The organism is Streptomyces globisporus C-1027, assembly GCF_000261345.2.
In the GTDB taxonomy this organism is placed as follows: domain Bacteria; phylum Actinomycetota; class Actinomycetes; order Streptomycetales; family Streptomycetaceae; genus Streptomyces; species Streptomyces pakalii.
Genome location: NZ_CP013738.1, coordinates 5257097 through 5281752 on the forward strand (window position 1 = coordinate 5257097; position 24656 = coordinate 5281752).

General features: G+C 70.9%; 27 protein-coding genes. 12 read left to right on the forward strand and 15 right to left on the reverse strand.

Annotated elements, in window-relative coordinates:
* Positions 1-5: 5 nt before the first annotated feature.
* Together WQO_RS23275 and WQO_RS23280 are read right to left on the reverse strand one after the other, a co-directional pair.
* On the reverse strand, positions 6-530 hold the full coding sequence (locus WQO_RS23275; RefSeq protein WP_029182582.1) for a MarR family winged helix-turn-helix transcriptional regulator: 525 nt from the start codon (positions 528-530) through the stop codon (positions 6-8).
* A gap of 68 nt (positions 531-598) precedes the next feature.
* Positions 599-1657, reverse strand: coding sequence for a PP2C family protein-serine/threonine phosphatase (locus WQO_RS23280; protein WP_029182581.1), 1059 nt, complete (start codon positions 1655-1657; stop codon positions 599-601).
* A 146-nt stretch (positions 1658-1803) separates the two neighbouring features.
* On the opposite strand from WQO_RS23280, the gene WQO_RS23285 reads away from it, so the two are divergent.
* From WQO_RS23285 to WQO_RS36160, 3 genes are all read left to right on the forward strand, one after another.
* Complete coding sequence (locus WQO_RS23285) at positions 1804-2307, forward strand: nitroreductase/quinone reductase family protein (protein ID WP_029182580.1); 504 nt, start codon at positions 1804-1806, stop codon at positions 2305-2307.
* A gap of 255 nt (positions 2308-2562) precedes the next feature.
* Positions 2563-2784, forward strand: a complete 222-nt coding sequence (locus WQO_RS23290; RefSeq protein WP_010063290.1) for a hypothetical protein — start codon at positions 2563-2565, stop codon at positions 2782-2784.
* Positions 2785-3026: 242 nt separating this feature from the next.
* Positions 3027-3329: a hypothetical protein gene (locus WQO_RS36160; RefSeq protein WP_158514072.1), complete on the forward strand. Its 303-nt coding sequence runs from the start codon at positions 3027-3029 to the stop codon at positions 3327-3329.
* A gap of 13 nt (positions 3330-3342) precedes the next feature.
* Here the strand turns inward: WQO_RS36160 and WQO_RS23300 are convergent, their stop codons facing one another.
* Together WQO_RS23300 and WQO_RS23305 are read right to left on the reverse strand one after the other, a co-directional pair.
* Positions 3343-4194 carry an NmrA family NAD(P)-binding protein gene (locus WQO_RS23300; RefSeq protein WP_010063288.1) on the reverse strand — a complete coding sequence of 284 codons (852 nt, stop codon included), beginning with the start codon at positions 4192-4194 and terminating at the stop codon, positions 3343-3345.
* Positions 4191-4616, reverse strand: a complete 426-nt coding sequence (locus tag WQO_RS23305; RefSeq protein WP_010063287.1) for a nuclear transport factor 2 family protein — start codon at positions 4614-4616, stop codon at positions 4191-4193. The genes WQO_RS23300 and WQO_RS23305 overlap by 4 nt, the downstream gene beginning before the upstream one ends.
* Positions 4617-4701: 85 nt before the next feature.
* Between WQO_RS23305 and WQO_RS23310 the strand changes: the two genes are divergently transcribed.
* The gene (locus tag WQO_RS23310) at positions 4702-5316 is read left to right on the forward strand and encodes a TetR/AcrR family transcriptional regulator (RefSeq protein WP_010063285.1); all 615 of its coding nucleotides are present in this window, start codon (positions 4702-4704) and stop codon (positions 5314-5316) included.
* A gap of 164 nt (positions 5317-5480) precedes the next feature.
* Here WQO_RS23310 and WQO_RS23315 read toward each other — a convergent pair whose 3' ends face one another.
* A complete protein-coding gene (locus WQO_RS23315) occupies positions 5481-5696 on the reverse strand; it encodes a DUF397 domain-containing protein (RefSeq protein ID WP_010063284.1) in 216 nt (71 codons plus the stop codon).
* Complete coding sequence (locus tag WQO_RS23320) at positions 5693-6532, reverse strand: DUF5753 domain-containing protein (protein ID WP_029182579.1); 840 nt, start codon at positions 6530-6532, stop codon at positions 5693-5695. Before WQO_RS23320 ends, WQO_RS23315 begins: the two co-directional genes overlap by 4 nt.
* Positions 6533-6625: 93 nt before the next feature.
* Here WQO_RS23320 and WQO_RS23325 point away from each other — a divergent pair, with 93 nt between their 5' ends.
* Genes WQO_RS23325 through WQO_RS23340 form a run of 4 tightly spaced genes read left to right on the forward strand, consistent with a single transcriptional unit; the run spans position 6626 to position 8332 of the window.
* Positions 6626-6886: a hypothetical protein gene (locus WQO_RS23325; RefSeq protein ID WP_010063282.1), complete on the forward strand. Its 261-nt coding sequence runs from the start codon at positions 6626-6628 to the stop codon at positions 6884-6886.
* Entirely contained in the window at positions 6883-7347 is a 465-nt protein-coding gene (locus WQO_RS23330; protein WP_010063281.1) for a hypothetical protein, read from the forward strand. Before WQO_RS23325 ends, WQO_RS23330 begins: the two co-directional genes overlap by 4 nt.
* 22 nt (positions 7348-7369) lie before the next feature.
* Entirely contained in the window at positions 7370-7915 is a 546-nt protein-coding gene (locus WQO_RS23335) for a hypothetical protein (RefSeq protein ID WP_418082116.1), read from the forward strand.
* Positions 7916-7951: 36 nt separating this feature from the next.
* On the forward strand, positions 7952-8332 hold the full coding sequence (locus WQO_RS23340) for a hypothetical protein (RefSeq protein WP_029182578.1): 381 nt from the start codon (positions 7952-7954) through the stop codon (positions 8330-8332).
* 60 nt (positions 8333-8392) lie between these two features.
* Here the strand turns inward: WQO_RS23340 and WQO_RS23345 are convergent, their stop codons facing one another.
* Positions 8393-9175, reverse strand: coding sequence for an MBL fold metallo-hydrolase (locus WQO_RS23345; RefSeq protein ID WP_029182577.1), 783 nt, complete (start codon positions 9173-9175; stop codon positions 8393-8395).
* A gap of 92 nt (positions 9176-9267) precedes the next feature.
* On the opposite strand from WQO_RS23345, the gene WQO_RS23350 reads away from it, so the two are divergent.
* Together WQO_RS23350 and WQO_RS23355 are read left to right on the forward strand one after the other, a co-directional pair.
* Entirely contained in the window at positions 9268-9870 is a 603-nt protein-coding gene (locus tag WQO_RS23350; RefSeq protein ID WP_010063275.1) for a TetR/AcrR family transcriptional regulator, read from the forward strand.
* A 142-nt stretch (positions 9871-10012) separates the two neighbouring features.
* Positions 10013-11230 carry a low temperature requirement protein A gene (locus WQO_RS23355; protein ID WP_010063274.1) on the forward strand — a complete coding sequence of 406 codons (1218 nt, stop codon included), beginning with the start codon at positions 10013-10015 and terminating at the stop codon, positions 11228-11230.
* Positions 11231-11256: 26 nt separating this feature from the next.
* Here WQO_RS23355 and WQO_RS23360 read toward each other — a convergent pair whose 3' ends face one another.
* From WQO_RS23360 to WQO_RS23385, 6 genes are all read right to left on the reverse strand, one after another.
* Positions 11257-11445: a hypothetical protein gene (locus WQO_RS23360; protein WP_010063273.1), complete on the reverse strand. Its 189-nt coding sequence runs from the start codon at positions 11443-11445 to the stop codon at positions 11257-11259.
* Between the two features lie 224 nt (positions 11446-11669).
* Positions 11670-13133 carry a glucoamylase family protein gene (locus WQO_RS23365; RefSeq protein WP_010063272.1) on the reverse strand — a complete coding sequence of 488 codons (1464 nt, stop codon included), beginning with the start codon at positions 13131-13133 and terminating at the stop codon, positions 11670-11672.
* Between the two features lie 155 nt (positions 13134-13288).
* Complete coding sequence (locus WQO_RS23370) at positions 13289-14518, reverse strand: glycoside hydrolase family 1 protein (protein ID WP_010063271.1); 1230 nt, start codon at positions 14516-14518, stop codon at positions 13289-13291.
* A 100-nt stretch (positions 14519-14618) separates the two neighbouring features.
* Positions 14619-15497 carry a carbohydrate ABC transporter permease gene (locus tag WQO_RS23375; RefSeq protein ID WP_058954076.1) on the reverse strand — a complete coding sequence of 293 codons (879 nt, stop codon included), beginning with the start codon at positions 15495-15497 and terminating at the stop codon, positions 14619-14621.
* A complete protein-coding gene (locus tag WQO_RS23380; RefSeq protein WP_010063269.1) occupies positions 15494-16477 on the reverse strand; it encodes a carbohydrate ABC transporter permease in 984 nt (327 codons plus the stop codon). Before WQO_RS23380 ends, WQO_RS23375 begins: the two co-directional genes overlap by 4 nt.
* Positions 16478-16479: 2 nt before the next feature.
* The gene (locus tag WQO_RS23385; protein ID WP_010063267.1) at positions 16480-17724 is read right to left on the reverse strand and encodes a sugar ABC transporter substrate-binding protein; all 1245 of its coding nucleotides are present in this window, start codon (positions 17722-17724) and stop codon (positions 16480-16482) included.
* 293 nt (positions 17725-18017) lie between these two features.
* Between WQO_RS23385 and WQO_RS23390 the strand changes: the two genes are divergently transcribed.
* Complete coding sequence (locus tag WQO_RS23390) at positions 18018-19031, forward strand: acetylxylan esterase (protein WP_010063265.1); 1014 nt, start codon at positions 18018-18020, stop codon at positions 19029-19031.
* 72 nt (positions 19032-19103) lie between these two features.
* Here the strand turns inward: WQO_RS23390 and WQO_RS23395 are convergent, their stop codons facing one another.
* Both WQO_RS23395 and WQO_RS23400 read right to left on the reverse strand, forming a co-directional pair.
* A complete protein-coding gene (locus WQO_RS23395; protein WP_029182574.1) occupies positions 19104-20297 on the reverse strand; it encodes a PP2C family protein-serine/threonine phosphatase in 1194 nt (397 codons plus the stop codon).
* A gap of 105 nt (positions 20298-20402) precedes the next feature.
* Positions 20403-21485 carry a LacI family DNA-binding transcriptional regulator gene (locus WQO_RS23400; RefSeq protein WP_032749125.1) on the reverse strand — a complete coding sequence of 361 codons (1083 nt, stop codon included), beginning with the start codon at positions 21483-21485 and terminating at the stop codon, positions 20403-20405.
* Positions 21486-21952: 467 nt separating this feature from the next.
* Here WQO_RS23400 and WQO_RS23405 point away from each other — a divergent pair, with 467 nt between their 5' ends.
* Positions 21953-24376, forward strand: coding sequence for an ABC transporter family substrate-binding protein (locus tag WQO_RS23405; RefSeq protein WP_010063262.1), 2424 nt, complete (start codon positions 21953-21955; stop codon positions 24374-24376).
* Positions 24377-24656 lie beyond the last annotated feature (280 nt).

Here is a 24656-nt window from a genome sequence, read left to right on the forward strand (position 1 = left end):
CCGGATCAGCCCGCCGTCTCGCCCCAGCCCAGCGGATGCGGCCCCGGGCGCTCGTCCGGCAGCAGCACGGGCCGCTCGCCGCCCGCGCTGTTGAAGTCCGTCAGCGCGCTGATCAACGCCGTCCGCTGCTGCGGGGAGAGACGCTGAACGATCGAGGCGATCTCCTCGCGCCGGCGCGCGGTGACGTTCTCCACCGTGCGACGTCCCTCCTCGGTCAGCCGGAGCAGGGTTTCGCGGCGGTTGCCCGGGTTGGTCTGCCGGTCGGCCAGTCCCGCCGTGATCAGCCGGTCGATCATGCGCATCGCCGTGGACGGGGCCACGCCCAGCAGCTCCGCCAGCGTGACGAGTTTGGTGTCCCCCCGGGAGGAGAGCACGACCAGCATCCGGAACTGGGGGAGGGTCACCCGCTCCTCCACCTCCGCCAGGGAGCGCGCGGAGACCGCGACCAGCAGCCGGGAGGCCGTCAGCACCGCCTCGGTCACCGCGTCCACATCGTCCATGCGCCCCGCCGGAGCGGCTTTCCTGCCCATGACACCTTTCTATCCTGCGTACGCCGCGGCCCGTGCCCGCGGGGGCCGCGACCGGTGCCCCTGCGGCGTCAGCGGTAGCGGAGCAGCAGCATCGCCGCGTCGTCGTGCGAAGAGCCGTCGGCGTGACGCGTGACGTCCTCGCGCAGTGCTGCAAGAGCCTGCCCGGCATCCGCGTCGCCGAGCAGTCCGGCCCGTTCCTGCAGGGGGTAGAAGACGCCCTCGGCGTTACGCGCTTCGGTGACTCCGTCGGTGTAGAGCAGCAGCTGGTCGCCCGGAGCGAACCTGGACCGGTGGGTCCGCGGAGGCTCCCCGCCGTGCATGCCCAGGCCCAGCGGAAGGGCGTAAGCGGGCGGGTGGGGAAGGTCGGTGGAGCCGTCGGCGCGGACGATCATGGGCGGGGGGTGTCCGCAGTTCAGGAGGACGGCCACCTGCTCGTCGGTGTGGATCTCGGCGAGGACGGCCGTCACGAACTTCTCCCCGTCCGCCTCGCGGGCCACGGTGCGCTCCAGCCTGGCGGCGAGTGCGGTCAGATCCGGCTCGTCGTGCGCCGCCTCCCGGAACACCCCCAGGACGGAGGCCGCCGTCGCCACCGCGGCGAGTCCCTTGCCCTGGACGTCCCCGACGATGACGCGAACCCCGTAGGGCGACGCCACCACCTCGTACAGGTCGCCGCCGATCCGCGACTCCGCGACCGCGGACGTGTAGGAGACCGCGGCCCGCAGCTCTCCGACCTGCCGGGGCACGGGACGCAGCAGCACGCTCTGGGCCGCCTCGGCGACCGAGCGCACGCCGGCCAGTTCCGCCTCGCGCCGCATCCGGGAGCCCGCGGCCAGTGCCCCGGCCAGGGTCACTCCGGCGACCGAGGCCATGGCGGTCCAGCCCCGCCGGGTGTCGAAGAGCCCGTCGTACACGCCCAGACCGGCGCAGAGCAGCAGGGCCACGCCGCCGATGAGAGCCGTACGCCGCCACGTGCCGATCAGCCCCGCGAAGGCGGGGCCGAGGGAGACCAGCGGAAGGAATCCCCCCTCCGGGCCGGCCGCCAGGTCTATTCCGGCGACGACCGCCATCACCACGATCGGCAGCCAGGACAGCATTGCTCCGCCGTCCCCTCGCTTCCCAGTGACCATGACGCTCCTAGCAGACGGACGTCCTCCGGCGGGCCGTCTTCCCCGGCGACCCAGCTTTAGACTATGCAAAGATTGCCCATGCTAAAGGTTGGCTCAGGTTTCCGTTACGCAATCGGTTCCCCTGCACGACGCGAGGAGGCGGCTCGATGACGAAGAGACGGCATGGCGTTCAGCACAACCGCCCACCGCCGGGCGGCGGGCGCCGACGCCGCGCACGCCTCTGCGTGGTCCTTTTCCGGGTGGGTCTCGGACCGGTCCTGGGCCGCCGTCTGCTGCTCCTGCACCACACCGCCAGAACGGACGGCCGCCTCCGCCACACGGCGCTGGAGGTCACCGCGTACGACGCGCGGCGCGGCGCCTGGATCCTGGCCTCCCCCGCTGACGCGCCGTGGTTTCTGGATCTCCTGGCCGCGCCCCTGACGACCGTCCAGGTCGGCAACCGCCACTACGCCGTCACCGCCTCCTTCCCGGAAGCCGACGAAGCCGCCGAGATCCTGGCGCGGCACCTCACGGACGGGGCGCGCCGCGCGCGACGCGCCTGCCCCGCCGGGGGAATGGCCGAGAACGCCGAGGCCCGGCCGCACGGGCGGACAGGGGATCTCCCCGCTCTCGTACGGCTCGACGCCGCCCCGGGGCAGCGCCTGCCCTGACCAGTGCGAACACTGCATCGGCTCCGCTGTTAGGGTCGGCCGTGCGCCGCACCCGATGCTGACCACATCGGTGTCATGCGGCTCATCAGCAGGGGGAAGTGCACGGGGGAGTCGAAGGCGCGCGCTGCGTGCCGTTTCCGGGGTGACGCCCGGTAATGCGCCGATGAACAAGGCGCGTTCTTCCGTCACCAGTCACAGGAAGGACGTGCTTTCGGCATGACATCACCATCGGGGTCGGCCTCTTCGAAGAACGAGGTGAAGACGCTCCCGTTCGCGGTGGGATTCGTCGTGGCGTTCGGCACGGGTTATGTGTGCGGGGAGTTCTTCGGCTTTCCGTGGTGGCAGCGCCTGATCACTGTCGTGGTCGTCGTCATGGCCCTGGAAGGCGCGAACCAGGCCGTGGGTCGCGCCCGCGCCAGAAAAAAAGCGCTGAGGGAAGCCGGTTCAGAAGCGGATCAACGCTCGTCCCGTTCCTGACGCGGCGGAGCAAGCCGGCCCTCGCCGGTCGCAGTGCCAGTTCATGCGACCGGCGGCGGGTTCTCCTCGAAGGTGATGACGGTGTGGCGGACGTAGTACGTGTAGATCTCGGCGACGGAGTAGGACCCGACGGTTGTCCGGTGCGGGCCCGTGGTCCCGTCTCCTCCGATCTTCTCCGAGGCCCTGGGCGGATGCGGCTCCCGATTGCAGAGTGGGAGGGTCAGGAGCTGAGCGAGGTCGTCATGTCCCGAGTACAGCGAACTCCTGTCCTCGGCGACCAGGGCACCGCCGAGGTGCTCGTGAAGACGCGCGCGATCGAGTTCAGGGGCGTGGAAGGCCAGACCCACGGTTACGAGCGGACCGTGATGGACGAAGAACTGCGCTCGTCCAGCCGCACGATGACGATCGCGGTCACGCGCGGCTGGACGACGGGTCATGCTCGCGGGCTCACCGGACTTGGTGAAGGAAGCCCTGGAGCCCGCGCTGCGGAAGGCGACGCAATGATCCACCTGCCGCCGCGGTCGGGCCGCCACCAGAACCCCTGATCTCCCTGGAGTATCAACCGATCCGGCCCGTCTCCCGCTCAAGGAGGGACCGGAAGGTCCGCGGGGGCCGGCCGGTGAGGCGGTGGACGGTGTCGGTGACGCGGTCCTCCGCCCCTTCCGCGATGGCGCGGTCCATCCCGGCCAGCATCGCGGCGAACTCCACCGGCACCCCCTGGGTGGTGAGGCGATCGCGCAACTGCTCGTAGGCCAGGCGATGGTGGACCACGGGCCTGCCGGTGACCTCGGTGATGATCGCGGCGATGTCGTCGTGGCCGAGCGCCTCGGGTCCGGTGAGGACGAGATCGGTGTCGGGGGCCTGCTCGTCGGTCAGAGCGCGTACGGCGACGGCCGCGATGTCCTCCGCGTCGACGAAGCCGACCCGGCCGGTTCCGGTGGCGGTCCGGATGACGCCCTCGTCGCGGATGCTGAGCGCGTGGGCGTGCGTACCGGTGAAGTTCTGCATGAACCACGAGGGGCGCAGCACCGCCCACTGCTCGAAGAGACCGGGCAGGGCCTGGTGCACCTTTCCGACCGCCGGGCCGCCCTCCGGGATGGCCGAGGAGCTGAGCAGCACCGCGCGGCGCACGCCGGCGGCGCGGGCCGCGCGGAGGAACGGCAGCATCGTCGCAGCAGGGTCGGAGTCGCCCACGGGCGGAATGAGGTAGACGCGGTCCACGCCGTCGAGAGCGGCCGCATGCGTCGCGGGGTCGTACCAGTCGAAGGGGACGTGCTCGGTCCCGGCGACCGGCGTGGCCCGGCGGCTGGCGGCCCTGACGCGGTGCCCTCCGGCCGTCAGCTGCGCGGCGGTGCGGCTTCCGGTGGTACCGGTCGCGCCGACGACCAGCGTGGTGGGTGCGGAGGTCATCGGCTGCTCCCGGTGAAGTCGGCGCCGGATTCCTGGACGGCGAGGGGGTTCCAGTAGTCGCGGTAGGAGGTGAAGTGCCCGTCGCGCACGGTCACGACGGCGATGTAGGTCATGTCGAAGGGGGCGTCGCTCTCCACCAGTCGGCCGACCCCGCGCATCTCGACCACGACGGTCTGCGGATCGGTGGTCCGGTGGATCCGCAGCTCGGGGAAGTCGTGCAGGTCGATGTGGTCGGGGTAGTGGCGCATGTAGGCGGCGACGGCCTCTTTGCCCTCCAGGCGCCGGGGCCAGCCGTCGGGAGCGAACGGGAACTCCATCACTCCGTCCTCGGCCCACAGGGCGATCCACGCGGGAATGTCCTTGTCGAGCAGCAGTCGCAGGCTGCGGCGGAAGAGATCCGCCGGGGAGGTCGGTGCGGGCATACGTGTCCTCCAGTCGTAGAATCCGGACCCGGGGTCCACTTAAAGATATGGACCGTGGGTCCGTTTTGCAAACGGAAGGAGCGGCATGTCCGAACGCCAGTCGTCCCGCAAGGACGCCATCCGCAACCGGGAGGCCGTACTCGCGGCTGCCGATGCCCTCTTCAGCCGCCGCGCGAGTCCGGAGGACATCACGATGGCCGACGTCGCGGCGGCGGCCGGAGTCGGCAAGGGCACGCTCTTCCGGGCCTTCGGCGATCGCGCCGGGCTGCTGCGCGCGCTGTACGAGGCGCGGCTCGAACCGGTCAGAGAGGCCGTCGAGGCAGGCCCGCCGCCGCTGGGGCCCGGGACCCCGCCGCAGGACCGCGTACGCGCCCTGCTCGATGCCGTCCTGTGCTTCAAGCTCGACAACGGGCCGCTCGCGCTGGCCCTGGAGGACAGCGGGAGCGACAGCAGCCCGTACCGGGCGGATCACTACGAGCGGTGGCACCGCCTGCTCCGAGCCGTCCTGGAGCAGATCCCCGGCCTGGCCGACAGCGACTTCACCGCCCACGCCCTGCTCGCCGCCACGCGGGCCGACCTCGTCGAGCACCTGGCGGGCGAGCGGGGGATTCCGCGGGAGCGGATGCGGGAACAGCTCGCGGGCTTCGTCGCCAAGGTCCTGGCCCCCGGCTCACGGCCGGAGGGGACCGTCGAGGAGTGAAGGAGAGAGGGGCGGCGGGTCCGCGGCCGTGCAGCACGCAGCCCGGTCGTCACCTTGCGGGTAGGGGCCGGGCTGTGTGCGGTGCGCGAGGGCTGCCGCAGAGGGTCAACTGCGGCCCAGGGCCACAGAATGGCCACGGGCCGCGCTCGCGGGAGCCTGTGGGATCAGGCGGCGTCGAAGCCGCCTGTCTTGACGCCCGCCACGAAGGAGGTGAACGCGTCAGCGGCGAGGGACAGGGCCGGGCCGCCCGGGTTCTTCGAGTCGCGTACGGGGACGATGCCGGTGGCGGAGGCGGTGGCCGGGGCCCACTCGACGCAGGTGCCGCCGTTGTCGCTGTAGGAGGACTTGACCCACTGCGGGGTCGTGGATTCGGTCGTCACGGGGTGCCCTTTCGATGCTGGTGGATCATGTCCACGGTATCTGTCTGCGACAGAGACACAGCCTGCAACTGATGGTAGGACCTCACCATCGGGATGACAGAGCTGAGTTCGCGGTCCAGATGGCCCTGCGTCTCGGACTCGACGTAGGAGACCACGGACCGATCCTGGAGCGTCAGCAGATTCACTGCCCGATTGAAGGGCCGCTGCTCACCGATGCTGTACGGGGCGATCTGCAGCATGGTGTGGGACTGTGTGGCGAAGTCGACCAGATACTGCAACTGAGTGTCCATCACGGCAGGGCTGCCGATCGGGCGGCGGATGCAGCTCTCGTCCAGCACCGCGATCAGCATCGGCGGCACGGTGCGTAACAGCGCGCCCTGGCGCTCCATGAGCAACGAGACGCGCTGATCGGCCTGTTCGGGGGTGATGACGCCCCGGTCGACCGCCCCGCGTGCCAGCGCCTCCGCATACTCCCGGGTCTGCAACAGCCCCGGGATGACGCCCACCTCGAACAGCCGGATCTCCGCCGCCCGGCCCTCCAGCGCCACGTACTCCGGGAAGCCCTGCAACAGCACCCCGTGCTTGATCTTGCGCCACTCGCGCTCGAACGAATCAGCGGTTCCCGTGTAGTTCATCGCCACGTCAACGGCGATCGAGAACTTGCGAGTTGGGGACTTGTGGCACAATTCCACGCCGGAAACGTGCCGCCCCGTGTAGCCGATACGGCCCCCGAGATCGTCCTGTTTCCAGCCCCGAGCCTCTCGCTCCCGCCGCAGACGCGCTCCGTAGGCCGCCTCAGGGCCCCCGTCCGGGTTCACTTCCTTGCGGTTGACCAACGTATCCCCCAGTTCCGAAACGTTGAAGACGTATCCACGCTAGGCCACGCTGAGTCGCCCCGGTAGTCGTTCGGCTACAGAGAGGAGCGATCGGTGTGCGGCGAGAACGCCAGCGCGAATACGGAACGGGCCCCACGCGTCCCTGCCCCCGGGACCCTGCTCGCGGACACCAGCCGCGGTGACCGCGTGGGGGAGTTCCAGGGCGTCGCCGGCCCGTACTGGTCGCTCCGGCCGGTCGGCGGCGGGCGCGAGTGGGAGGTCGAACCCCGTTACGTACGGCCCGCGTTGCTCATGGAGCAGTTACGGGCCCGCACGGCGCGGCTCAACGCCCGCAGCCGGGGAGAAGCGCTGTGAGGGCGGGGCTTCCCGGCGTGGGCCGGGCGAGGGTGCTGGACTACGTCGCGGCCGTCACGGTGACGGTCGGCAGCCGTGCCCTCCCGCTCGGCGGGGTCGCTCTGCCGAACCGCCGGCTCGTCCTCCGCTGGCTGCGGCGGCAGGCGCTGCGGCTGGCGGACGGGCACGGGCGGAATCTTCCTCCGGCCGCCCCCTGGCTCGGGGCCAGGGACGTCCGGCCGGTCGCCTTCCACGGCTGCGACGCCCCGGAGGCGCTCCGGGCGTGGGCGGACGACCACGGCCGCCAGGATCACGCCCTGGGCGCGCTGGAATCGGGGCGTCCCGCCCTGCTCACCGTGGTCGATCCCTTCGTGGGGCTGCGCGTCACCCTCGGCGCGTGGCCCGTGGACCTGTGGGGGTGGACGGCGGAAGCCTCGGCGGACCACCTGTCCCCGCCTCGCCCCCGCACGGAAAGGGCCTGACCGCGTGCTGCAATGCACCGCCGTGACCCAAGTCCCGTACGCGGAAGCGCTGCTGGCGCTGGCGACGATGGAGGGCGGGCCGGAGCACCCGCCCGACGCCGTGGAGCCGGAGGACTTCGTCCTGTGCGAGCTGGGCGACCACGACGAGTCGGCCGAGCACGCCGGGCACCTGTGGACGGCGGACACCCCGGACGACCAGGACCTGTGGCTCCTCTGGTCGGGCACCGGCGCCCACCGCGTCCACCGGCTCGACATGCTCCGCCTCTGCCCCGCCGTGCTCCGCGAGCTGGCGACCCGCACGGTGACGACGTGCGCGTTCTTCGACCACCACCCCGGGCCGCACTCCTTCTCCGTGACCGACCCGCTCGGCGACCTCATCGCCGCACACGTCCACAGCGAGGTCCGGCGACTGGTCTCGGAGGGCGACGCCCCCGGCGCGCCTGACGCTCCCCTCCCGCCCGATGCCCCTGGCATGCCCGACGCTCCTGGTACGCCCGACGCCCCCGGCACGCTCAACGGCCCTGGCGCTCCGGGCCGACCCGACACTCCCGACACCGACGCGCCCTGACGGCGACGACCGGAGGATTCCCGCCCCATGGACGCTATGGACCAGTGCACCGCCGTAACCCTGCTGCCGCCCCCGGACTTCGTGCTCCGCCTCGCCGCTGCCGGCGGCGGCAGCCGCCCGGAAGCCGGACACCTGCTCTGCGAGCTGGCCGCCGACCACGACGGCGACCACGCGATGGCGTTATGGGACGACGACACGAATCGCACCGCCGTCTGGGCCCGCTGGAGCGGCGAGCGGGCGACCCTGGCGGAGCTGGCCTGGTGCGGAGCTGTGGAGCCCCGGGGCGAGGACGCGTGCGGGCTGTTCGCCGGTCACCCCTCCGCCCACGACTGGGGCGTCGCCGATCCGACGCTCGCGGCGGTGGACGTCCTACTCGCGGGGGAGTACCCGCACCTCGCACCACGTGATGGCGTGTGACGGCTTCAGCCTCCCGCCCAGGGGTACGCAGCCGCGACCGTACCCGCCGGGGCGGTCCGGTCAGGCGGTCAGGTCCAGCCATTCGCCGACGGCCAGCACACGGGCGCGTGGTCCGGCGTGCCCACGCAGTTCCTCCGCCGGGTCGGCGACTTCGACGTAGCCCGCGATCTTGTCCGGCTGCTCCGGTTCGTAGTGGATCGGTACCACGTACCGGGCGTCGAGGATCTCCGCCGCCGCAGCCGCCTGCCCCGGGTCCAACGCGGCGAGCACCGGGCTCGGGGGTTGCAGATGCGGTGCGTCGACGACGGGCCCGTTGGCGGGCAGGAACGCCGCGTCGATCGGACTGAAGCGGCGCGCGATGAGCCACCAGGATCCGTGGAACATGGTGTCGCCGCCGTGGAAGAGCCGCTGCCCGTCGGCCTCGACCACCCAGTTCACCTGTGGGTCGCCCAGCCCGTCCACGGCCGGGACGGCGGTGACGTGGAACGGTCCGATCTCATGGACGGACCAGACGTCGACGACGGTCGCCGCCAGCCCGTGCGCGGTCAGCTCGCTCTCGGCGAGCAATGTCGTCACGTTGTCCACGTCGTCACCGTGGCCGGGAGCCGGCCTCAGCACCGGTGCTCCCGGCGCCAGCACCTTCGCGAGCGCGGACGCGTCGGTGTGATCCCGGTGCAGGTGGGTGACCAGCGCAGCATCGGCCTTCCCGCTCGGCTCCGCCAGCTGGTCACCGGGCTTCCATCCCGTGAACAGCGGTGAGATGTCCCGTACGTAGTCGATCACCAGCCGTTGGCCCCCGGCCTCGACCTCCAGTCCCGCCCAGCCCAGCCGTCGCACTCGCATCTCAACAACTCCTTCGTCTCGGTGACGCCCGCCAATTTAGCGTACGGTCGTACTCTAATCAATAGAAGACGCTCGTACGCTATGATCGGTGCATGTCTCCACGCCGCTCAGTAGCCGAAGCGCAGGCCACCAGGGGGCGGATCCTCAGCCGCGCCGCTGAGATCGCCTCGGAAGAAGGACTGGACGGCATCACCATCGGACGGCTCGCCGAGACGCTGGAGATGAGCAAGTCCGGAGTGCACAAGCACTTCGGCACCAAGGAGTCACTGCAGATCTCCACGCTGGACAAGGCGTTCGTGGACTTCTGGCACCGGGTGGTCGAGCCCGCGCTGGGCGAACCCCCGGGCCTGCGTCGGCTGCGCTTGGTGTGCTCCAACTCCGTGGACTACCTGGAGGAGCCCCTGTTGCCCGGCGGCTGTCTGATGACCGCGGCGCTCACCGAGTACGACGGCCGCCCCGGCCGGGTCCGTGACGCGGTGGCCGAGGTCTGGTCGCGCTGGCGTGAGCAGCTGCGGACGGATCTGGCCGCCGCGGTGGAGAACGCCGAACTGCCGGACGAGTTCGACGTCGAGCAGGCCCTGTTCGAGATCATCGCCGCAGGGCTGGCACTGAACGCGGCCATGCAACTCCAGCACGACCGATCGGCCGCGGACCGGGCCCGCCTCGCGATCGAACGGTCGCTGAGCCGGCCCTGAGAGCCCGGCACCTGAGGCTGCCGGACACAGCGCGTGTCGCCCATCCGCCTGACGTAGCGTCAGAAATGATGGCCGTATGTCTGAGCACCCGCCGAAAGACGACGACCACGGCAGACGCGCCCGTAGGCGCAGGCTCATCCCCATGACCGGACGTGACCCCGAGGAGGACGGCCGGGCCTCCTCCCCGCTGGAGCTGCTGTTCGACCTGACCTTCGTCGTCGCGGTCGGTACGGCGTCGTCCCAGTTCGCCGAGCTGCTGGCCGAGGGGCATCTGGCGCACGCGGTCATCGCGTTCGTCATGGCGATGTTCGCGATCAGCGTCGCCTGGATCAGCTTCAGCTGGTTCGCCTCGGCCTTCGCCACCGACGACTGGCTCTACCGGGTCCTCACGATGCTCCAGATGATCGGGGTCGTCGTCTTCTCGCTCGGCCTCCCGGCGATGTTCCACTCCGTCGACGAGGGCGGCCACCTCGAACTGCGCGCCATGGTCGCGGGGTACGTCGTGATGCGGATCGCGATGGTGCTCCAGTGGGCGCGCGCCGCGCGGGAGGCACCCGAGTACCGGAGCGTGTGCCTGGCCAACATCCGCTGGACGGTGATCGCCCAGGTCGGGTGGGTCGTCCTCGCCTTCGTCGGACTGCCGGTCTACGTCGTGTTCGCGGCGTTCGTCGTCCTCGGCGGGCTGGAACTGGCCCTGCCGGTCTTCGCCCAGGGCGCGGCGGGCGGCACGCCGTGGCATTCGCATCACATGGCCGAGCGGTACAGCCTGTTCGCGATCATCGTGCTCGGGGAGAGCGTGGTCGGCACGGTGGCCTCATCGGGCGAGCTGCTCGGTGGTGCCGATGGCACGGCCTGGACCGGGAACGCCATCGCTGTCGTGGTCGCGGGGGTCGGTCTGACCTTCGGCATGTGGTGGGTCTACTTCACGACCCCGTTCGGCGAGGTCCTGGAGCGCCGCCGCAACCGGGGCTACCTCTTCGGCTACGGCCACATCCCCTTGTTCATCGGGGTCGCCGGCGCCGGGGCCGGTCTGCACGTCGCGGGCCTCTACCTGGAACACCACGCGGAGATCCCCGAGACGACCGTCGTCCTCGCCCTGGCCCTCCCGGTAGCCCTCTACCTCCTGGTGGTCTACCTGCTGCACACCCTGCTGCTCTCGGCGGCGGACCGCTTCCACCTGCTGCTGATCGGCCTGACCCTCGCGGTCCTGCTGGCGGCCGGCCTGCTGGCTGTGACGGAAGCGCCGTTGGCGGTGTGCCTGATCGTCGTGATGCTCGCGCCCTTCGTGACCGTGATCGGTTACGAGACGATCGGGCGCGAGCATCAGCGGCGCATGCTGGAGGGGGCCGGGGTGGGGTAGGGCCGCTGGTGCGGGCGGTCGGCGGCTTACACCGACTTCCTCCCGGACCGGTACATCAGCAGTCCGATGCCCAGGAAGACAACGGGGGCGGCCATCACCGGAACGAATTTCGCCCCCGTGGCCAGCATGACGACAACGGATATCACCATGACTGCGGTCAGGGCGAGTATCAGGAGACCGAAGACCCTACTTATCGTTGCCTTCTCCGTGGTCATGCGCCTCACTTCCGGGTGTTCCATCCTCTGATGATGAGCGTCGTGATCACCGCGCAGGAAATGCTGATGAGAAAGACGGGGACCTGCCAGCCGTCCGGAATCCAGGAACCTTTTCCCTCAGATGCGAGAAGCCACACGACACCCACCCTCTCCGGCCGCAAGCAGGGCGATCGTCGACCCGCCGTGGAGTTTCGGATGCCCCCGGGGCAGCGGTTGAAGCCCCCTCAGATCGAGAACCGCTCCCTCTCCAGCAGCGGCCGCACCCGGCTCCGGAAACCCCCCGTCCGGAAAGGGCGTTGCAGCAAGCCCGGCCGCAGCTCCTGAGCCAGTGCCGCGGCGATCATCCCCTGGTCCAGCGCCAGCATGAAGTCGCTGACCCGGCCCGTCGACACGTTCACCGAGTCGCGGAAGCCGAGCCCCTCCTCGTACGCCCCGAAGTCCCGCTCCAGGGAACGCAGGTTGGCCACCGCCTCCCGGCGGGCGTACGGCAGGGCCAGGAAGGAGGCGTGCGGGGTGACCACGCCGTTGGTGAACGCCGAGGGGGGCGGCAGGGGTTCGCCGTCCGTCGTGTGCGTGCGGTCCGTGTTGGAGGCGTAGCCGTCCACCTGCATACCGAGCGCGTCCACCCCGTACTCCTGGTAGCCGTCCTCGGGGACGTTGGCGGGGGAGAAGCCCCAGTAGCCGTACTCCGCCTCCCGCAGGCCGTGGTCGATCTGGCCGCGTACGTACCGCTGGTGGGTCACGCCCCACGCGCGCGGCGACCACTCCGGCTCCGGCACGAACAGCGGCACCATCAGCGCCTCGAACATCGAGCCGCCCCAGGTGGGCACCACCTTCCGGCCGCGGTGCGTGTAGTGGCCGTTCCATACGCGTACGCCGTCGACCGTGACGTAGCCGCCGCCCGGCTTCTGCTCCTGCTCGTGCTCCGGCAGCATCGTGCGCAGCAGGTGCCAGTAGTGGTCGCCGGGGAGCGAGCCGTCCGCGATGCCCAGGTAACTCGCCATGCGGGGCTCGGTGTTGAGTGCTCCGTAGTGGTGCGGGGTCGGCTCGTCCGTGTCCGTCCAGACGCCGCCCCGGAGCTGGCCGGGGCCCGCCACCGGGTCGGCCGGGTCGTACGGCGTGTAGAAGTACGACCAGTCGGCGGTGGCCAGGATGCGGTCGATGCGCGGGCGCAGTGCCGGGGCCGCGTCGGCGGCGATCCGCAGGCCCGTCACCAGCCACGCGTTGTCCACCGAGGAGAGGAACGGGCGGACCGGGTCGCCCGTGCCGGGCCACTCGGTCAGCACCGAACCGTCGTGCGCGTCGTACCAGTTGAGCCAGAAGCCGTGGTGGCGTTCCAGCTTCTCCACCGCCGTGACCGTACGGGTCAGGGACCGGAGCATCGCTCCCTCGCCGATCACGCCCAGGCCCGCGGCGGCCACCGTCGACCACAGGCCGCAGCCGATGTTGGTGGGGGATGTCTGGCGGGACTGGACGGGGGCTCCCGCGCCCCTGAGGTCGATCTTGTCGGTGACCAGGCCGAAGCCGGTCGTCATCGCCTCGATCGAGCGGTACGTGTCGCGGAACCAGGTCCGCAGGAGGCGCGGATCGGCGGGGGCGGCTGCTGCTGTTGCGGGGGCTGTCACGGCTCCGAGCGACAGGGCCGCGGCCCCGGTCCCTGCGGCGGTGAGAAACGTGCGACGGTCCATCGGTCCGGCTCCTGGTGGCAGAAGGGAGAGAGGGGAACAGTGCTCGTGCGGGGGCGGCGCGGGAGCCGGCGGTCGTCAGGTTCCGCCGGCTCCCGGGCCGGAGGGAGCCGTCAGGTGGCTCCCCGTATCGAGGGCGCGCGAACGCGCGGGGTGAATCAGGCCTCCGTGCGCGGGAGTTCGCGGGTACGGCCCAGCGAGCCCAGCCACTTCGCCGAGTCGCGCGGGGTGCGCTCGAAGGTCTCCCAGTCGATCGCGATCAGGCCGAACGTGGCCTTGTACGTACCCCACTCGTAGTTGTCGAGCGCGCTCCACGCCAGGTAGCCCCGGATGTCGAGCCCGTCCTCCAGCGCCGAGGCGACCTCGCTCAATGCGCCCGTGTAGTAGTCGACGCGGCGGCTGTCGTCGGCGGTCGCGATGCCGTTCTCCGTGACGATCAGCGGCACGTCCCCGACGACCTCGGCCGTGTGGCGCAGCGCCTCGCCGACCGCACCCGGGTAGTACTCCCACGTCGTCAGCGTCCGCTCGACGTCGTCGGCCGCCGGGATCGGTCCGTCGGGGCCGATCCGCGTACGGGTGTAGGACTGCACGCCGATCCAGTCGTCACCGCGCGCCGCCTCGATGAAGACGTCCTCGCGCGGGTGGCGGTAGGCGGCGGTGACGTCCTCCGCGCCGGGGAGCGCCTGGTAGACCTGGTTGGCGATGGTCCAGCCGACCTGGATGCCCGCGTCCAGGGCCCGGACCTCCTTCACCGCCGCGAGGTGGGCGGCGATGACGGCCGCGGTCGTCTCGTCGTCGGGGGTGGGCAGGCCGGCGGGCGGGAAGCTGTTGTCGCCGCGCTTCGCCTGGCCCGCCATCACGGCGATCATGTTCGGCTCGTTGATCGTGCAGACGTGGGAGACGCCCTCGGAGATCACCGGGGCGCACGCCGCCACGTACCGGGCGAACAGCTCCACCGCGCCCTCCGCCGTCCAGCCGCCGCGCGCCTCGAACCACTGCGGGACCGTGAAGTGGTGCAGGGTCACCATCGGACGCAGGCCGCGCTCGATCGCGCCCTCCACCATCCTTCGGTAGTGGGCGAGCTGGGCGCGCGAGAAGCGGCCCTCGACCGGCTCGATACGGGCCCACTCGATGGAGAACCGGTAGTCGGTGAAGCCGAGCGAGGCCAGCAGGTCCATGTCCTCGGGCCAGCGGTGGTAGCTGTCGCAGGCGTCCAGGCTCGGCTCCGCGATGTGGGTGCCGGCGGCGTGCTCCTTGACCCACCAGTCGCAGTCGGTGTTGTTGCCCTCGATCTGGTGTGCGGCCGTGGACGCGCCCCAGAGGAAGCCCTCGGGGAACGGTACGGAAGCCGTTGTCGTCGGCCGGTTCGGGGCAGGGGTGTTCGTCATCGCGACATGTCTTTCTGGTGGTGGTGTGGGGTGTGCCCGCGCCGGGGTTCCGAGAGGGGTGTGGCGCGGTCTCTGTACGTGAAGTGCCTCGGCGGGGGCGCTACTTCATGCCCGCCGTGGCGATGCCCTGCGTGAAGTGCCGTTGCAGCGCGATGAAGACGACCAGCACCGGCAGCACGATCAGGAAGGCCCCGGCCATCAGCATCCCGTTGGAGCCGCCCGCCTTGTTGGGGTCGGTGGCGAAGGTCGCCAGGGCGACCGGAAGGGTGTACTTCTCGGGGTCGTTGGTCGCGATCAGCGGCCAGACGAAGTTGTTCCAGGAGCCCAGGAACGTGAAGATCGACAGCGTCGCGAGCGCGGGCTTCACCAGCGGCATCACGATCCGCCAGAAGATGTACCACTCGCTCGCGCCGTCCATCCGGGCCGCCTCCAGCAGCTCGTCCGGGATCGACTGCATGAACTGGCGCATCAGGAAGACCCCGAAGGCCCCGGCGGCGAACGGCAGCACCAGACCCGCGTAACTGTCGATCAGCTGCAGCTTGCTCATCAGCACGAACAGCGGCAGCAGCATCAGGTTGCCGGGCACCATCAGCGCACCGAGCACCAGGCCGAAGACCTTGTTGCGGCCGACGAAGTTCAGCTTCGCCAGGGCGTAGCCGAGCATCGAGCAGAAGACCAGGTTCGAGACGGTCACCAGGACCGCCACGATCACCGAGTTCATGAAGTAGAGCGGCAGGTCCAGCTTGTCGAGCAGCTGCCGGAAGTTGGTCAGCGTCCACTCGGTGGGGATCCACACCGGCGGGCTCGCCGACAGCTCGCTCTGGGTCTTGAAGGCGGAGATCCCCATCCAGAGGAAGGGCGCCGACATGACCAGCAGGCCGAGCGAGAGCAGGACGTAGGTCAGGGGGCGGGTGACGCTCCGCTTTCCGCGCGGCCCCTGGTCCAGGTTCTTGACCGGGGCGCTGCTGGTGGCGCTCATTTCGTGTTGTCCTTCAGCAGTCGGAGCTGGAGCACCGTGATGCCCATAATCACCACGAACAGGACGTACGCCATGGCGCTCGCGTAGCCCATGTGGAAGAAGTTGAACCCTTCGCGGTACATGTTCAGCGAGACCGTGAGGGTCGAGTCGGACGGGCCGCCCTGGGTCATCACGAACGGCTCCTCGAACACGTTGAGGTAGCCGATCGTCGTGATGACCGTGGCGTAGAGGACCGTCGGGCGCAGCAGAGGAATCGTGATGGACCGGAACTCGTGCCAGACGCTCGCCCCGTCGAGCTTCGCCGCCTCCCGCACCTCGGTGGGGATCGCCTGGAGGCCCGCGATGAACAGCACCATCACCGTGCCGACGTTCCGCCAGACCGCCATGACGATCAGCGACGGCATCGCCAGCGCCTCCGAGCCGAGGAAGTCCGGTGCCGTCCAGCCCACTTCGGAGAAGAGGCCGGCGATCAGCCCGTCGCTCGGGTCGAGGACGAACCGCCAGACCACGGCCACCGCGACGATGGTCGTGACCACCGGGGCGTAGAAGCCGACCCGGAAGAAGGTCCGTGCCCGGTCGATGCCGTTGTTCAGCAGGACGGCGACGACCAGCCCGATCCCGATCGTCAGCGGCACGCCGACGACCACGAAGTACCCCGTGTTGAAGAGGGATTTGAGGAACTTCTCGTCGCCGAACAGCTCGACGTAGTTCTCGAATCCGATGAACTCCGCCTCCCACGGGCGCGTCACATTGCGCAGCCCGAAGTCGGTGAAGCTCATCGCCAGCGTGGCGAGGATCGGGAACGCCATGAAGACGGCGAACAGGACGAGGAACGGGGTGGAGAACAGCCAGCCCGCCGCGTTCTGCATGCCCAGCGTCCGCTTGCGGCGGCCGCCGCCCGGAGCGGGGGCGGCGGATGCTCCCGCCCCCGCCTTCGCGGGCCGCGCGGCCTTCTCGGTCGTGGTGGTCGAGGTGCTCATGGCTACTGCTTCACGAGGCCTTCGATCTCGGACTGCGCCGTCTTCAGCGCGTCCTCGGCGGAAGCCTTGCCCTGCGTCACCTTGGCGATGGCCTGGTCCACCTTGTCGGTGATCTCGGTCCAGTTGGCCAGGGAGGGCGAGGACTTGGCGGTGTCCATCTGCTTCTTGAAGGTCTGCAGGTCGGTGTCGTCGGCGAGCGTGCCGGACTCCCACGCGGAGGTGTTGGCGGGCAGGTCCTTCGTCCGCTCGTACCAGTCGGCCTGGCCCTTGGTGTCGGTCAGGTACTGGATGAACTCGGTGGCCGCCGCCTTGTGTTCGCTGTCCTTGGAGACGACCAGCGAGGAGCCGCCGGCCATGGAGGTGGACGAGGCGTCCGCCGGAACGGGGGCGATGGCCCACTTGCCCTTGATCTGCGGCTGGCCCTCGTTGAGGAGCGTCACGTGCCAGGGGCCGCCGAAGAACATCGGGACCCGGCCGTTGCCGAAGTCCTTCACCACGTCGTAGCCGGGCTGGACGGACTTGTTGGCGAGGCCCTTGTCGAAGTAACTGCCGTACTCCTTCAGCGCCTTGACCGCCTCCGGGCTGTCGATGACCGCCTCGCCCTGCTCGTTGACGATCTCGCCGCCCGCCGAGTACAGGAAGGAGTAGAAGTTCTGCACGGTGTCCAGGCCGCTGGGCTGGATGGACAGCCCCCACTTCGTACCGGCCTTCTTCTGGTACGCGCCCGCCAGGTCCTGGAGCTCCTGCCAGTTCGCCGGGGCCTTGCTCACGCCCGCCTTCTCGGCCAGGTCCGTGCGGTAGTAGAGGACACGGGTGTCGACGTACCACGGCACGCCGTACGCGGTTCCCTCCACCTCGCCCTGCTCCCAGCCCGCCGGGAAGAAGTCCTTCTTCTCGAAGACCTTGGTGTCCACCGGCTCCAGCACGCCCAGCTCGGCGAACTCGCCCATGTAACTGCCGCCCATCTGCGCCACGTCGGGCAGGGTGCCCGCCGCCGCTGCCGAGACGAGCTTCTGATGGGCGACGTCCCAGCCGATCGGGGTCACCTTCACCGTGATGTTCGGGTTGGCCTTCTCGTAGACCTCGGCCACGTCCGCGAGCTTCTCGCCCTCGGCCCCCATGGCCCACACGGTGAGCGTCTGCTTCTCGTCGGCCGCGACGTCGCCGCCGGAGGAGCCGCAGGCGGAGAGGGTCACGGCGAGGGCGAGCGCTATGCCGGCGGGAGCTGTTCTGGCGATGCGGGACATGGGAGGGCTCCTCCTTGAGCAATCCGGATGCTGCGCTGTGCGCTGTGTATGCGCTGCCTGTAAGCGCATACATCACTCTGCGCCAGACGTTCGGCAATGCGCAAGAGGGTGGTGGGTCACACTCGTGCAACGCGCCCGACATCCTGGCGTCTTGTCGCCCGGCGTCTCGGCGTCCTGTCGTTGAACCGTAAACGCGGTGTTTGTAGAACAACAGGCGATGTGACCGATTCGTCGCCCCGGAGGGGCCCCGGAGGCGAAGGTTCCGCCGACGACCGGGCGTCTACCCTCGCCGCATGGCCTCATCCGTCGCGCTCTCCCACGACTTCCCGTTCGACCCGGCCTACGGGTACGACGCGCCGGACGCGCTGCTCTCGGTCCCCGCCCCGCCCGCTCCCGACGACTTCGACGCGTTCTGGCGCGAGCGGTACGCGCGAGCCCGTGCGGTGGACGCGGCGCCGGTCCTCGGCCCCGTGGAGGAGGAGCGCGACGGCGTCCGCGTGCACCAGGTCGCCTTCACCTCCGTGGGCGGCGTCCGGCTCGGCGGCTGGCTCGCGCTGCCCGCCGAGGGCCCGGTGCGGTACGGATTCGTCGTCGGGCACGGGTACGGCGGCCGCCAGCAGCCCGGCCGGGACCTGCCGGCGCCGCTGCCCGGGGCCGCCGTGATCCTGCCGTGCGTACGGGGCATGGGGGAGCGGGGGCGGGTGGACGGCATCCCGGACCTGGCCGACGCGCACGTCCTGCACGGCATCGGCTCCCGCACGTCGTACGTCATCGGGGACTGCGCGGCCGACCTGTGGTGCGCCGCCTCCGCCCTCACCGCGCTGGCGCCGGAACTGGCGGCGGCCGGGCAGCCTGGCGGGCCCCGCCTCGGCTACCTCGGGGAGAGCTTCGGCGGCGGGCTCGGGGCACTCGCGCTGCCCTGGGACGACCGCTTCGGCGCGGCCCAGCTCACCGTCCCCACCTTCGGCAACCACCCGCTGCGCCTGACCCTGCCCTGCGCGGGCAGCGGCGAGGCGGTCCGGGCGCACCACCGCGAACACCCCGAGGTCACGGAGGTCCTGCGCTACTTCGACGCGGCGACGGCCGCGACCCGGCTGACGCTGCCCACGCTCGTCGCGGCCGCGCTGTTCGACCCGTCGGTGCCGCCGCCGGGGCAGTTCGCCGTACACAATGCGCTGGCGGGGGAGCGCGAGCTCCAGGTGCTGACGGCGGGACACTTCGCGTACCGGGGGATGGCGGCCGAGGCGGCGGAGCTGCACGCGCGGCGGACGCGGTTCTTCGGGGAGCGGCTGGCCCCGGCCGCTTGAGGACCCGGGTGCGTTCCGGGTACGGCTCAGGTGCCGGGGGCTCAGGCGTCCGGGCCGGCTCGGGGCCCGGGCTCAGGCCTCCGGTTCGCGGGACGCGCTCCGGGGGCCGCGCCAGTCCAGGCACAGGACGGTCGCGTCGTCCTTGGGCGGGCGGCCGTCGTAGGCGTCGGCGACCGCGGTGACGAGCGTGCGGACGACCTCGCGCGGGTGCTCGGCGGCGGTCCGAAGCAGTATGTCGGGCAGGTCGACCGAGGCCGATTCCCGTTCCTGCACGCCGTCGGTGTACAGCAGGAGCCGGTCTCCGGGGCGCAGGTCCAGCTCCTGGATCGTGTACGGACCCTGGGGCGGAAAGCCGAAGGGCATGTCGACCCGCGGGGCGAGCACCTCGACCGAGCCGTCGCGCAGCCGGAGCGGCGCGGGGTGCCCGGCGTTGACGAACTGGGCGAGGGTCCCGTCCAGGGCGATGCGGAGCAACTGCCCGGTGGCGAAGGTGCTGCTGCCGTGGTCGAGGAGGGCCTGGTGCATCTGGCGGGCCTGCTCGGCGAGCTCCTCCCCGGCGCGGCGGGCGCCGCGCGAGGCGTTCACCACGAGGGTGGCGATCAGCGAGGCGTTGACGTCGTGGCCCATGGCGTCGGTGACGGACAGGTGGAGGTCGCTGTTGTCGAGGCTGTAGTCGTAGGTGTCCCCGGCGATGTCGGCGGCCGGGACCAGAGCCCCGGCGAGGGCGAACTCCGCCGCGTCGCAGGAGGCGGCGGACGGGAGCAGCTGACGCTGGATCTCCGCCGCCAGGCTGACCGGCGTGGTGCGGTTGCCCCAGTGGTAGAGGTCGGTGAAGCGGCGGTCGGTGACGATGATGTACGCCAGTGCGTGCGCGGCGTCCTCGACCTGCGCCAGCACCTCCTCGGTGACGGCGTCGAGGAACAGCTCCAGCACGCCGATGGTGTCACCGCGGTTGGTCACCGGGGCGAGGATGCGCTGACCGCACCCGTTCTGGTCCTCCTGCACCACCTTCTGAGAACGCAGCACCTTGTCGTAGATGCCACTGCCCTCCAGCGGAACCCTCTCGGTCCGGCCCTCGCGGGAGGTGTCGGCCGTGTCGTTGACCCGCAGCAGGCGGCTGCCGACCAGGTCCACGAAGAGGAACGACACATACCGCGCGCCGAACCGGGCGCGCAGATCGCGTGCCACGACATCGAGCGAATGCACCGGCGCGGCGTTCCGCGCGGCCGTCAGTACTGCGGCCAGTCCTGTTCTGTCGCTCACCACAGCCTCCTCGGGTAGGCAGTGCTTGTGCCCGCCCAGCCTCGGATCAGCGCCCTGTGTGAGAAACGCGGCTTATATGTGCGTACAAAAGCGCCCAAAGCGTCCGAGTCAGCCGCAGCCGCAGCTCGCCCTTCGTGTCACCGAGACCGGCAGCTCCAGCGAGACCGGGGCGCGGCCCGGGTCGGCCAGGCGCTGGACCAGGAGCTCCACCGCCTGCTCGCCCAGTTGCCGGATCGGCTGGCGGACGGTCGTCAGGGGCGGGCGGACCAGGCGGCTCAGCGGGATCCCGTCGAACCCGGTCACGGCGATGTCCTCGGGCACCCGCACCCCGCGCCGCTCCAGCGCCTGGAGCGCCCCGACCGCCATCTGGTCGTTGGCGAACAGCATCGCCTCCGGCCGCTCCACCCCCGTACCCTCCGACCGGTCCAGCAGGGCGTCCGCCGCCAGAGCGCCCTCGGCCTGCGTCATCATCCCGGCGCGCACCTCCGGTCGGGAGGGCACCGGAAGGCCCGCGTCCCGGCACGCCTCCTGGAAGCCCCGGAACCGGGCCTGGGCGTCCGGCGACTCCTCCTCGGCGCCGACGAACGCCAGGCGGCGCAGCCCGTGGTCCTCGATCAGATGGCGGGTCAGCTCGCGCTCGCCCTCGGTGTTGGCCACCACGATGTGGTCCAGGTGGTCGATCTCGCGGGGTCCGGCGAGCATCACCACGGGCAGCCGGCGCGATATCACTTCCAGGTCCGCGGTCGGCACGGTCCGGGCCAGTACGGCGAAGCCGTCGACCCGCCCGGCGACCTTCGCCACCAGGCTCTCCGGGCCGCCGTCCAGCGAGGCCGCGATCAGCAGGGCGTAGCCGTGCCGCCGGGCCGCCCGTTCCATGCCCCGGATGATCTGGTCGGAGTAGAGCATGACGGCCTGGTCGTCGTCCGCGTCGCTCGCCGCCGCCGCGGACTCGGCGTCCGGGTCCGCGTAGTCCGGGAAGCACAGCCCGAGCACGCCCGTCGTCCGGCTGGCCAGGCCCCGGGCGCTGCCGCTCGGTACGTACCCCAGCTCGCGGGCCGCCTCCATGACCTTCTCGCGGGTCTGGGCGCGTACGGAATCGGGGTTCCGGTAGACCCGGGAGACCGTGGCGATGGAGACGCCCGACCGCTCGGCGACGTCGTACACCGTGGGGGCGCTCACTGGACCCACCATCCGTCCACTTCTTCTTCCGCGGCCCCGCGTCCGGCGGTGCGGGTGCGGGTGCTGGTACCGGCCCGGCGGTCCGTGCGCCGGGCGAGGCGATCACGAGGCTCGTGAAAGCGCATTCACCCTAGATCCTGGGGCGTGCGAGGGGCAAGGTCATCCGGGTCGCGCGGCCTGCCCTTCCGGTGACGCGCGGGCTGCCCTCCGGTGCCGGGCCGGGCCCCTTCGGCGCCGGGCTCGGGCACCCCGATGACGGGCGGGCCGTGCGGGGGAGCCCGTCGGCCGTGTCGGGCGGAACGTTCCTCCGGGCGGGTGAGCTTGCGGCTCCCGGCCGTCGTGTCGTCGCCCCCTCGCGCGAAGGGGCGCTTTCAGTAAGCGGAAGGAATCAGTGTGATCAACTGCAAATGCCACCACATACGCACTATCCGGTCCATTCCGGTACGGGGTGGTCCGGGCCGGCCCCGGAGGTATCAGCCATGTCCCACGTCGGCGTCCCGCGCGGGACGGTTCGAAAGCGCCGATCGCTCGCGCTCCTCACGACGGGGGTGCTCACGATCCCCGTGCTGGCGGGGTGCAGCTCCGGCGGCGAGGAGACCGCCCGCGGCGTACCCCAGGACATCGCGCCCGCCGCTCGCGAGACGGTCGCCGACGGTTCGACGGCGGACTGGGCGGTCGACGCGCTGCCCGCCACCTTCAACGCCTTCCAGGCGGACGCGGACAGCGCCACCACCCGGATCACCGGAGCCCTGCTCCCGACCCTCTTCCCGATGGACAGGACCGGGCAGCCTAAGCTCAACCCGGACTACCTGGAGTCCGCGAAGGTCATCGAGCGCGAGCCCCGGCAGGTCGTGCTCTACAAGCTCAACCAGCAGGCGGTGTGGAGCGACGGGCGGGAGATCGGGGCCCCCGACTTCGTCGCCCAGTGGCGGGCGCTGAGGGGCAAGGACTCCGCGTTCTGGACCGCCCGCAACTCCGGTTACGAGCGTATCGAGAAGATCGAGCGGGGCGCGGACGACCTCCAGGTGCGGGTCACGTTCTCCAAGCCGTACGCCGACTGGCGCTCGCTGTTCTCGCCGCTCTACCCGAAGGAGATCACCGGGTCGCCGGACGCCTTCAACGACGGTGCGCGCACCACCCTGAAGACCACCGCCGGGCCCTTCGTCCTGAAGAGCATGAGCAAGTCCAAGGGCACCGTCACGCTGGCCCGCAACCCGCGCTGGTGGGGCGACAAGGCCAAGCTGGACACCCTCGTCTTCCGCGCGGTCGCCGCGAAGGACCGTACCCAGGCCCTCGCCGACGGCACGGTCGACATCGCCGACATCGACGCGGCCACCGCCGACCGCATCACGCTCGCCCGCCGCGACCGGGGCAGCAACGGCCAGCCCCTCAACCACGGCCCGGGCTCCGAGATCACGCCCGCCCAGGCCCTGCGCTCCTGGGCCCAGGCGCACGGCTCCGACGAGGACGCGGCGGAGATCGCGCAGGCCGCCCGGGAGAAGAACCGCAAGGCCGTCGTCGCCTATGCCACGGAACAGAAGGCCCTGCGCGACTTCGCCGTCCGCAAGTCCCTGGAGCCCGCCTACACCCAGCTCGCGCTGAACGGCGAGTCCGGCCCGCTCGCCGACGACCGGGTACGCCGGGCCGTCGCCCGCGCCCTGGACCGCCAGGAACTGGCCCAGACCGTGCTCGGGCCGCTGGGCCTCCCCGCGAAGCCGCTCGGCAGCCACCTCGCCCTCGCGGGGCAGCCGGGCTACAAGGACGGCAGCGGGGCGCTCGGCGAGCAGAACACCAAGGAGGCCCAGGCCCTGCTGGCGGACGCCGGGTGGACCCGGGGCGGCGCGGCCGAGCCGCCCAAGGACACCAAGGCGGGCAGCGAGGCGGAGAAGAAGGGCGGCAAGGACGACGAGGAGGACAAGGACGCCAAGACCGAGAAGAGCGAGAAGACCGGGAAGAGCGAGACCGAGACCGGGAAGAGCGAGAAGGACGGGAAGAAGGCCGAGGAGGACAGCACCGAGGACTCCGCCGCCGAGCGCAAGAAGGCCGACCGGGACTTCGAGGACACCGCCGCCTCCCGCGACGAGGGCCTCTACATCGTCGGCGGCGACAACAAGCCCGGTGCCCCCGCTCCCGCCACCGTTGCCAGCGCCTCCGCCGTCCACGTCCTGGCCCCCGCCCGGACCGCCGCCGCGCAGGGCACCGTTCTGCTCCGACAGGCGGGTGTCCTCGGTGAGGGCGGCGCCGTCGCCGCCACGGACAAGCAGCCCGGGGGAGCCGCCGGGGCGTACGCCCCCGTCGGCACCGCCGCCCCGGCGCCCGCCGCGGCCAAGGGGCAGCTCGGCAAGGACGGCAAGACGCTGACCCTGCGCTTCGTGCTCCCCTCCGGCCCCGGCTCCCAGTCGCTGCGCAGCGTCGGCGACAAGATCGCCGTTATGCTGGAGAAGATCGGCGTCGGCACGGAGATCACCAAGGTCCCGGACGAGAGCTACTTCAAGGACCACATCGCCTCCGGCGCGTACGATCTGGCGCTCTACTCCTGGCCCGCCACCGCCTACCCGGCCACCGACGGACGTCCGATCTACGCCAAGCCGGAGCCCGCCACCGACGGCTCGCTCCTCGTGGAGCAGAACTACACCCGGGTCGGCACCGACCACATCGACCAGCTCTTCGACAAGGCCGCCGGCGAGCTGGACGAGAAGGCCGCGCGGGAACTGATGAAGCAGGCGGACGCCCGGATCTGGGCCGCCGCCGGATCGATTCCGCTCTTCCAGCGGCCGCAGCTCGTCGCGGTCGACAAGAAGCTCGCGAACGTCGGGGCGTTCGGCTTCGCGGCTCCCCGGTACCAGGACATCGGGTTCAAGAACCGGCAAGCGGCAGGTTCCCCCGCAGACCGCAAGAAGTAGCGGGTAAATACCACACCCTCCCGCCGCCAAGCTCAGATGCACCTCAAAACCCTTGCCCGCCGGTTCGCCCGGCGGGCAGTGTGGTTTCTGCCCTGACCCGGGCCGTTCGTCGCTTCACCTCTCCTCACCCCCCACACGGCTACGCCCGTATTCCGGCCACATCGATGGCCCGGCAGTTCCTTGACACCGGCTGAATATCGCCTGAATCACACGGGAAGACCGCCTTCGCGGATCGGCCCGGGAAGCCCGGCGCGCCCGAGGCCCGTACGATGGGACGAGC

Coding starts and splice junctions, on each gene's coding strand:
- WQO_RS23370 (WP_010063271.1), bottom strand. CDS start 14,518: ATGACGAACACCCCTGCCCCGAACCGGCCGACGACAACGGCTTCCGTA.
- WQO_RS23360 (WP_010063273.1), bottom strand. CDS start 11,445: ATGACCACGGAGAAGGCAACGATAAGTAGGGTCTTCGGTCTCCTGATA.
- WQO_RS23280 (WP_029182581.1), bottom strand. CDS start 1,657: ATGGTCACTGGGAAGCGAGGGGACGGCGGAGCAATGCTGTCCTGGCTG.
- WQO_RS23365 (WP_010063272.1), bottom strand. CDS start 13,133: ATGGACCGTCGCACGTTTCTCACCGCCGCAGGGACCGGGGCCGCGGCC.
- WQO_RS23355 (WP_010063274.1), top strand. CDS start 10,013: ATGACCGGACGTGACCCCGAGGAGGACGGCCGGGCCTCCTCCCCGCTG.
- WQO_RS23310 (WP_010063285.1), top strand. CDS start 4,702: ATGTCCGAACGCCAGTCGTCCCGCAAGGACGCCATCCGCAACCGGGAG.
- WQO_RS36160 (WP_158514072.1), top strand. CDS start 3,027: ATGTCCCGAGTACAGCGAACTCCTGTCCTCGGCGACCAGGGCACCGCC.
- WQO_RS23305 (WP_010063287.1), bottom strand. CDS start 4,616: ATGCCCGCACCGACCTCCCCGGCGGATCTCTTCCGCCGCAGCCTGCGA.
- WQO_RS23405 (WP_010063262.1), top strand. CDS start 21,953: ATGTCCCACGTCGGCGTCCCGCGCGGGACGGTTCGAAAGCGCCGATCG.
- WQO_RS23385 (WP_010063267.1), bottom strand. CDS start 17,724: ATGTCCCGCATCGCCAGAACAGCTCCCGCCGGCATAGCGCTCGCCCTC.
- WQO_RS23340 (WP_029182578.1), top strand. CDS start 7,952: ATGGACCAGTGCACCGCCGTAACCCTGCTGCCGCCCCCGGACTTCGTG.
- WQO_RS23300 (WP_010063288.1), bottom strand. CDS start 4,194: ATGACCTCCGCACCCACCACGCTGGTCGTCGGCGCGACCGGTACCACC.
- WQO_RS23390 (WP_010063265.1), top strand. CDS start 18,018: ATGGCCTCATCCGTCGCGCTCTCCCACGACTTCCCGTTCGACCCGGCC.
- WQO_RS23275 (WP_029182582.1), bottom strand. CDS start 530: ATGGGCAGGAAAGCCGCTCCGGCGGGGCGCATGGACGATGTGGACGCG.
- WQO_RS23380 (WP_010063269.1), bottom strand. CDS start 16,477: ATGAGCACCTCGACCACCACGACCGAGAAGGCCGCGCGGCCCGCGAAG.
- WQO_RS23350 (WP_010063275.1), top strand. CDS start 9,268: ATGTCTCCACGCCGCTCAGTAGCCGAAGCGCAGGCCACCAGGGGGCGG.
- WQO_RS23345 (WP_029182577.1), bottom strand. CDS start 9,175: ATGCGAGTGCGACGGCTGGGCTGGGCGGGACTGGAGGTCGAGGCCGGG.
- WQO_RS23285 (WP_029182580.1), top strand. CDS start 1,804: ATGACGAAGAGACGGCATGGCGTTCAGCACAACCGCCCACCGCCGGGC.
- WQO_RS23400 (WP_032749125.1), bottom strand. CDS start 21,485: ATGGTGGGTCCAGTGAGCGCCCCCACGGTGTACGACGTCGCCGAGCGG.
- WQO_RS23375 (WP_058954076.1), bottom strand. CDS start 15,497: ATGAGCGCCACCAGCAGCGCCCCGGTCAAGAACCTGGACCAGGGGCCG.